The organism is Agriterribacter sp. (assembly GCF_035445465.1).
GTDB lineage: Bacteria > Bacteroidota > Bacteroidia > Chitinophagales > Chitinophagaceae > Agriterribacter.
The window spans coordinates 21,048-28,862 of record NZ_DAOMQT010000051.1 but is presented as its reverse complement, the minus strand read 5'-3'; the positions used below and the strand labels follow the sequence as shown (position 1 = coordinate 28,862).

The window sequence follows — 7,815 nt, the reverse complement described above, 5'->3', positions numbered from 1 at the left end:
CAGTCACATGAAACTTACCCTTATCAATGCGGCGAGGTATCTTTGTTTGTCCTGAACCTGATCTTACGGTATCAGGTTTCATGTAAATAGCTGTATTTAACAGCGTGCAAAGGTAAGGAAATAATAACTTGAATACAAAATCTTCAAAAAACAGCTGATTCTTGTTTTACTACAGCAATCCGGGGGGCGGTATGCCGCGGGGAATGGCCGCTATTAACCTTTTCGTATAGGCGCTTTGGGGAGCGTTATATACCTCTTCCGCAACGCCGGTTTCCTCTATTTTTCCCTGGTACATTACCAGTATACGATCGCTGATATAACGAACTACCGAAAGATCATGCGAGATAAAGAGCGCGGCAAACCCGAATGCTTCTTTTACATCGTTAAGCAAATTAAGCACCTGGGCCTGTACGCTTACATCCAGCGCGGAAACAGATTCATCACAAACAATAAATGAAGGACGCAAAGCCAGAGCCCGTGCAATGCCTATGCGCTGCCGCTGTCCGCCGCTGAATTCATGCGGATAGCGGTTATAATGATCAGCATTCAGGTTTACTTTTTCCAGGATATTAATGATCCAATCTCTCCTGCCCTTATTGCTTCCTCCTAACCCGTGTATATACATGGCTTCCTGTATGGCGCTTCCTACCGTAAGGCGCGGATTAAGGGAGGAATAAGGATCCTGGAAAATGATCTGAAAATCTTTGCGCATATGCCGCAACTGTGCAGGAGATAAATGCAGTAAATTTTGTTTCTTAAAATAAACAGCCCCGCCTGTAGGATCAATTAAACGGAGCAGGCTTCTTCCCAATGTTGTTTTACCACAGCCGGATTCTCCTACCAGGCCCACCATTTCACCTTTGTATATATTAAAGCTCACATCATCCACCGCCTTTATATAACGCCGGGGTGTACCCCTTCTTTTTCTTTCCGAAGGGAACCATACTTTCAGGTTTTGAACTTCCACCAGCGGATGAACGTATGCCGTACCCTCCTGTTCCGTTTTACCGGGAACGGCTTTAATTTCAGCATTGCTATTCTGCTCTTTATGCAACCCATTACCTGCTTTACTTTTTGCAACCCCGGGTTGCCGCTCTTTCCTTATTATGCTGCCATCCTCATTCATTTCCATAAAGTCGCCTACCACCGGAAGCCTTTCTTCTTTTGCATGCAATACAGGGCGGCACTCCAGCAGCGCCCTGGTATACGGATGACGGGGATTGGTGAACAGTGCCTGTGTTGTATTTTGTTCAACAATTTCTCCCCTGAACATTACTATAATGCGATCTGCAATTTCAGCCACCAGGCCAAGGTCATGACTGATGAAAATAACACCAATATCCTTTTCCGCCTGCAATGCTTTTATTAAACGGAGAATGTTTTGCTGAACGGTTACATCCAAAGCAGTAGTGGGTTCATCGGCTATGAGCAGCAGCGGTTCACAGCTCATGGCCATGGCAATCATTACCCTTTGCTTTTGCCCGCCGCTTATTTCATGCGGGAAGCGGCTGAACATGGCGGCAGGCTCAGGTAACTGAACTTTTTCAAATAATTCAACTGTTTTTTGCTTAGCGGCCGCAGCGCTAACAGCCTGGTGCAGCATTATGGCTTCCATTACCTGGTTACCACAGGTGTATAAGGGGTTGAGCGAGGTCATCGGTTCCTGAAAGATCATGGAAATCTGGTTGCCTCTTACGGCCTGCATTTCTTTTTCAGACAAACGCAACAGATCAACGCCCGCTTCACCCTGCGCCGAAAATAGAATACTGCCGCTGGTATATTCGGCAGGCGGTACCGGTAATAACTGAAGGATGGCAAGCGAGGTAACTGATTTTCCGGAACCCGACTCTCCTACTATAGCTACGGTTTCGCCCCGGTTTACAGAAAACGATATGTTGTGCAATGCCGGCGTTAGTTTTTTCTCCTGCCGGAAGCCAATGCCCAGGTTTTGTATGGATAATAGCGGAAACATCGGGGGATCAAAATCTCAAATGCCTTACGGTTAAGCCGTCGTTGATCAGTTGCTTTAAGGAATCAATACCAATCTTTATATGCGTTGCCACAAATGCTTCCGTTATTTTTTTATCGCTCTCCTCCGTTTTAACGCCTTCGGGTATCATAGGCTGATCACTGACCAGTAAAAGCGCTCCGGTAGGAATTTTATTGTAAAATCCAACCGAAAAAATAGTAGCCGTTTCCATATCAATCGCGTATGCTCTTATGCGCTGAAGATAAGCCTTGAATTCCTCATCATGCTCCCATACGCGCCGGTTGGTAGTATACACCGTGCCTGTCCAGTAGTCAACGCCATAATCCCTGATAGTGGTTGAAATAGCTTTCTGCAGCGCGAAGGCAGGTAAGGCCGGAACCTCGGCAGGAAAGTAATCGTTGGATGTACCTTCACCACGTATAGCAGCTATGGGAAGGATCAGGTCGCCCAGTTTGTTCCTTTTTTTTAATCCGCCGCACTTACCTAAAAACAATACGGCCCTGGGTTCAATAGCAGTAAGCAAATCCATAATGGTTGCCGCTCCGGGGCTTCCCATTCCAAAATTTATAATAGTAATCCCTTCTGCTGTAGCACAGGGCATCGGGCGATCCCTGCCGGTTACTTCAACACCATTCGATTCAGCAAAATAACTGACGTAGCCGCTAAAGTTGGTTAACAATATATATTTTCCAAAGTTTTTAAGCTTTTCACCGGTATAACGGGGCAGCCAGTTTTTAACAATATTCTCTTTTGTTTGCATACCTCTTTAAATGGCTAATTTAGCAAATTCATTTTTAAGTATGATTAAAATAGCATACCCTGCACATCCGTATAAGATCAAAACCGAAAATGGCAAGGAGCTTATTTTTGATACCATCCGTAAACAATGGGTAGCGCTTACCCCCGAGGAGTGGGTAAGGCAAAATTTCCTTCAATATTTGTTACAGGTAAAAAAATACCCCGGCGCATTAATAGCCGTAGAAAAAGAAATCCGGCTGGGCGAGCTCGTTAAGCGTTGCGATATTGTAATTTACGATAACACCGCAACTCCCCTGCTAATGGCAGAATGCAAGGCAATGGATGTAAACGTTAATGCTGCGGCTGCAGAACAGATTATACGGTATAACATTTCCCTGCCTGTAAGATACCTGGTTATTACCAACGGCTCCTATTGTTTTGCATTTGAAAGAACCGGAAAAAAATTCCACCTGCTGAGGGAAATACCGGGATGGAACCCATAGGAAAATAAAAGCACGATTATTCCTCCACGGTTTTCGGGCTTTCATAATCCTTTATCTTATTGTACAGGGTTTTACGATCTATTTTAAGAATTTCCGCCGCCTTTGTTTTATTATAATTTACCTGTTTCAACACCTTTAAAATCGTTTCATACTCTGCCTGCGATGCAGCTCCTTTAAGGTCGGGGCCTTTTAATGATGCCGTATGAAAAACAGGTTCCTTTGAAATTTCACCAAATGGTGCCGGTTGCATCATTTCGACAGGCAATACGGAAGAGCCGATAAAGGGGGCATTGGTTAATAATGCAGCACGGCGGATGACGTTCCTGAATTCGCGCAGGTTGCCGGGCCACGCGTATTGTATAAATAATTGCAGCACCTCATCGTCAAACCCTTCAATATTCTTATCTAATTCGTAACAGGCTTTTTGCAGAAAGAAATCGGCAAACAGCAGGATATCTTCTTTACGATTCCTCAGCGGGGGTATATAAATAGAAAATTCATTAAAGCGGTGAAAAAGATCTTCCCGGAATTTTCCTTTACGGTATCCATCCTGCAGGTCTTCGTTAGAAGCTACTATGATCCTGATGTCCAGGTTCATTTCCTTAGTGCCTCCTACCCTTTTAAATTTCCGTTCCTGTATTACACGTAAAAGGGCGGCCTGCACATCAATAGGGAGGTTGGCTACTTCATCTAAAAAAATAGTGCCGCCATTTGCCATTTCAAAATGACCTTCCTTGTCCGTTACAGCGCCGGTAAAAGATCCTTTCACATGTCCGAACAGCTCACTGCCCGCCAGTTCTTTTGATAAAGTGCCACAGTCTAAGGCAATAAAAGGCTTACCTGCCCTGTTGCTGTACTGATGAATTGTTTTTCCTATTACCTCCTTGCCGGTTCCGCTTTCTCCATATAATATAACACTGTAAGGCGTAGGCGCTACCAGTTTAATCTGCTTATACAACTCTTTGGTAGCGGGGTCTCTGCCTATCAGGTATTCGTCATTTAACGGCACCGGTTTTCCTTTATGGTTAATGCTGCCTGCATCAGCAGCTGATGCAGGTCTCCCCGCATTGGAAACATACTCCTGTGATTTTTTAATAACACTCAATACTTCGTCGGGAATAAGCGGCTTGGCTATGTAATCAAATGCGCCCTGCTTAATAATATCAACGGCAGTTTTAATATCGGAATAGCCGGTAATAATAATAACCGTTGTAGCAGGCTTCAACGTTTTTATTTCCTTTAGCACTTCATGTCCTTCTTTATCGCCCAGTCTAAAGTCACATAGTACGATATCAAAATGGCTTTCTTTAAATTTAGATAATCCTGAATTTCCCGTATATGCCGTTTCCGTTTCAAAACCTTTACGTTGTAAAAACCTGCTCAGCAATGCGCACATGTCCATATCATCATCTACTACCAATATTCTACTCATATCAGATTCGTTTTAAAGTATGACTAAGTTAGTTGAAAACATTTAAATTCCCATCCCGGCTTTTAAAACAGCCTGTTTATCGTTGTAGTATCTGTATCTCATATATTGAATTTAAAAGCCACTGCCTGTAACAGTGGCCCAACTTGCCGCTCTTCATTCATCCTGTTCAAAATAAAACAAGCAGGCGGCAGATTACATAATCGAAACTACCCCTTTTCATTTTACTATTTTTCAGATATGAACTTAAAAACCCTGCCAATGGCTTAAAGTTGCTATGGAATTCAATAGCATATTCAATGCTTTGGTAAACGTGTTGAGTATAATCGTCATATTGGGGAAATTAATACCCGAAAAAAAATATTTATTAACCTACAGCATATATAAATAAATAACCGTATGCATAAATACTGCAATTGGTTATCTCATTTAAAAAATTTCTTCGGTTATACTATGGCAGGTAACTTGCAATAAAGCCCGGAAAGAATTATTGTACTTTTGAAAATAGGTGAGCCCTTTGTATGAAAGCTTTGATTATAGATGACGAATTAGATATATGCTATTTACTAAGCGGGATATTAAAACAGCAGCATTTCAGTACCCGGTATGTAACTTCCCTGTCGGATGCGGAAGCTGCTCTACAAAATGACCCGCCTTCGATCATCTTCCTCGACAATCATTTGCCGGATGGATTAGGAATTGATTTCATTCAATTTATCAAATCCAGGTACCCTGTGAGCAAAATAATAATGATCACCGCCCATGATAGTCCCGCCGAACATAGAAGAGCCTATGCAGAAGGCGTGGACCTTTTTATTCCCAAACCATTTACAAAAGAAAAGATCCATTCCGCCATCAGCCAGGTAACCGCATAGTATTTATTTACTCACACTGTAGAATTTAATGCACGTTTTTCTGCTTAAGCCACATCAGGCTTATTATTCCGGTATCGTCAAATCCTTATTACATCAGCCTTCCGGGATGTTTTAATTTTTGGCAAACTTTTTTAATATGAATAGATAATTCAAAATCATCTTAAATTATTCAATATGGGAAATTTACTGTACCTGGTAGCGGTAATTTTAGTTATTGCCTGGGCTATCGGCTTTTTAGGTTATCATGCTTCGGGATTAATACACATTCTCTTAGTAATTGCCGTGATAGTTGTTCTGTTAAGGATAATAAGAGGCGCGGCCAATTAATTAACCCCGCGATAAAGAAGGCAAATTTATTATTTTACTAAAAAGATTTATTATGGAAAGCTGGAAATTAAAATTAAAAGGCAACTGGAATGAAGTAAAAGGAAAGATCAAACAAAAATACAGCAACATTACAGATGATGATCTCCTGTATGAAGAAGGAAAAGATGATGAACTGTTAGGGAAGATCCAGCAAAAGATAGGGCAAACAAAAGAAGAGGTAAAAAAGTGGATAGAAAGTTTATAACGCCGGGCCAACGGGTATCCGGTTCTATCGCGGCAATTCGAAGCACTAATTTACAGGGCCTGAATTTACCGCATCGTATAAACGCAAGGGGGGAGCGAAAACTCCTCCTTTTGCATTTAAACAGGTTAAGCAAAGTTGAATGAAATAATGAAACGCGTTCCTTTACCAGGCTCGCTATCTACATTGATATTGCCTTTGTGACTTAATATAATATTCTCGGTATTGGTTAACCCCAGGCCTGTTCCCTTCGCTTTTTTACTGTAATACGGCTCAAATAATTTGTTCAGTGTTTCACTGTCCATTCCACTTCCGTTATCTTCAATTTCAATGATACATTTATCATGTTCGCCATAAGTTAATATCGTTAATATCCCTTTACCGGGTTCCATAGCTTCAATGGCATTAACGATAATATTCAAAAAAGCTATCTTAATTTTTTCTTTATCAACAGTAATATTACAAATGTCTCTGTCGTAATTTTTAATAATCTTAATGTCATTCAGCGTCAGCCTGTCTTCCGCCAGCTGCAGGGCTTCATCTAATAAATCATTTACTGAAACTGCCTCCGCTGTAAGCTCTATAAATTTAGTAGAATTCAGCAATTCGGTAATGAGCATATTAATACGGTGGCTGTTCCGGGTAATCATGTCATAGAAAACATTCCTTTCTTGCCGATCGGAATCCGTTTCTGTTCTGAGCTGGTCTACAGACAGGTTAATGTTCGTGAGGGGATTTCGTACCTCATGCGCAATGGTTCGGGCTATGCGGCCCGTAGCTGTAAATTTTTCCATCCTGCGCATTTCAAGCAATTCCCTGTTTGCTTTATCTAATTGCTTCACTCTCTCTTCCAGCTCTTCGCGATACGTTTCGGCCCTCCTGTCGGCAAGACGCCGTGCCCTGTTTTCAGTAACATAAGTAATAAAGCCAAAAACAAAGAGCAATAAAGCCACGATAAGGGAAACAATAACAACTGTGTTGAGTAAATGATTGCGGGATTGAAGATCATCATTTCTGTTATCCAGGATATCGCGTTCAGAGTCCTGCATAATTTTAATAATGGTTCTAAGGCTGTCCATATTTGCTTTCCCTTCCTTTTCGTAGTATAGTATACTATCAGTCAGGCGGTAATCATTTTCGGTAAACTGAACAATAGCATTATTGAGGAAGTCGTATTTCCGGTCCATCAGCTTCTTGGCCTCCTGCATCATATCGCGCTGTGTTTTGCTGTTAATGATCTGTGTAAGCAAATCATAAAACAATGGCCCCGCCTTTACCTTACTCTGATGATAAGGCGTTAAAAAGCTTTTGTCCTTACTGATTATAAACCCCCTGAAACCCAATTCCGCATCTTTCATGAGGGAAAGAAAATCTTCCAGGTTATGAATTACCTTATTTGTATGCCCAATAAGCCTGGACTGCTCAAGTACCTGCCTGTTGATATACAGGGTGATCAGGTAAGAAATAAGTAAAATCAGGAACGCGGAGCCATAGCCCACCCTGATCCGTTTATCAATCCTGAATTTTTTTATGATCCGTTTCATGCATATTTAAAATAAAAGCTGAAGATCCGGTAAAGTAAACGAAAGAAAAGAAGTTTACGGGCTAGCTTTCACCCACCCGTATTTAGTAAAAATAGTACCAAAAAGAAGATAAAGCTAAAAAATGAAAAAACGGTATAACACTTATCCGAACACAGCTCAATGGTATCA

Annotated in this window: 8 protein-coding genes; 4 read left to right on the top strand and 4 right to left on the bottom strand. The window is 41.6% G+C overall.

The window, feature by feature from the left end; all coding sequences use genetic code 11:
• Positions 1-169 precede the first annotated feature (169 nt).
• Both PLE34_RS17900 and PLE34_RS17895 read right to left on the bottom strand, forming a co-directional pair.
• The gene (locus tag PLE34_RS17900) at positions 170-1,972 is read right to left on the bottom strand and encodes an ABC transporter ATP-binding protein (RefSeq protein ID WP_324559170.1); all 1,803 of its coding nucleotides are present in this window, start codon (positions 1,970-1,972) and stop codon (positions 170-172) included.
• Between the two features lie 7 nt (positions 1,973-1,979).
• Positions 1,980-2,750: an AMP nucleosidase gene (locus PLE34_RS17895; RefSeq protein WP_324559169.1), complete on the bottom strand. Its 771-nt coding sequence runs from the start codon at positions 2,748-2,750 to the stop codon at positions 1,980-1,982.
• 40 nt (positions 2,751-2,790) lie between these two features.
• Here PLE34_RS17895 and PLE34_RS17890 point away from each other — a divergent pair, with 40 nt between their 5' ends.
• Positions 2,791-3,231: a type I restriction enzyme HsdR N-terminal domain-containing protein gene (locus PLE34_RS17890; RefSeq protein WP_324559168.1), complete on the top strand. Its 441-nt coding sequence runs from the start codon at positions 2,791-2,793 to the stop codon at positions 3,229-3,231.
• A gap of 16 nt (positions 3,232-3,247) precedes the next feature.
• On the opposite strand, the gene PLE34_RS17885 is transcribed toward PLE34_RS17890, so the two are convergent.
• Entirely contained in the window at positions 3,248-4,663 is a 1,416-nt protein-coding gene (locus tag PLE34_RS17885) for a sigma-54-dependent transcriptional regulator (RefSeq protein ID WP_324559167.1), read from the bottom strand.
• Positions 4,664-5,181: 518 nt separating this feature from the next.
• Between PLE34_RS17885 and PLE34_RS17880 the strand changes: the two genes are divergently transcribed.
• From PLE34_RS17880 to PLE34_RS17870, 3 genes are all read left to right on the top strand, one after another.
• Complete coding sequence (locus PLE34_RS17880; protein WP_324559166.1) at positions 5,182-5,535, top strand: response regulator; 354 nt, start codon at positions 5,182-5,184, stop codon at positions 5,533-5,535.
• A gap of 174 nt (positions 5,536-5,709) precedes the next feature.
• Entirely contained in the window at positions 5,710-5,862 is a 153-nt protein-coding gene (locus tag PLE34_RS17875; protein ID WP_324559165.1) for a lmo0937 family membrane protein, read from the top strand.
• Positions 5,863-5,914: 52 nt separating this feature from the next.
• Positions 5,915-6,106, top strand: a complete 192-nt coding sequence (locus PLE34_RS17870) for a CsbD family protein (protein WP_324559164.1) — start codon at positions 5,915-5,917, stop codon at positions 6,104-6,106.
• A gap of 125 nt (positions 6,107-6,231) precedes the next feature.
• Here PLE34_RS17870 and PLE34_RS17865 read toward each other — a convergent pair whose 3' ends face one another.
• Positions 6,232-7,647, bottom strand: a complete 1,416-nt coding sequence (locus tag PLE34_RS17865) for an ATP-binding protein (RefSeq protein WP_324559163.1) — start codon at positions 7,645-7,647, stop codon at positions 6,232-6,234.
• Positions 7,648-7,815 lie beyond the last annotated feature (168 nt).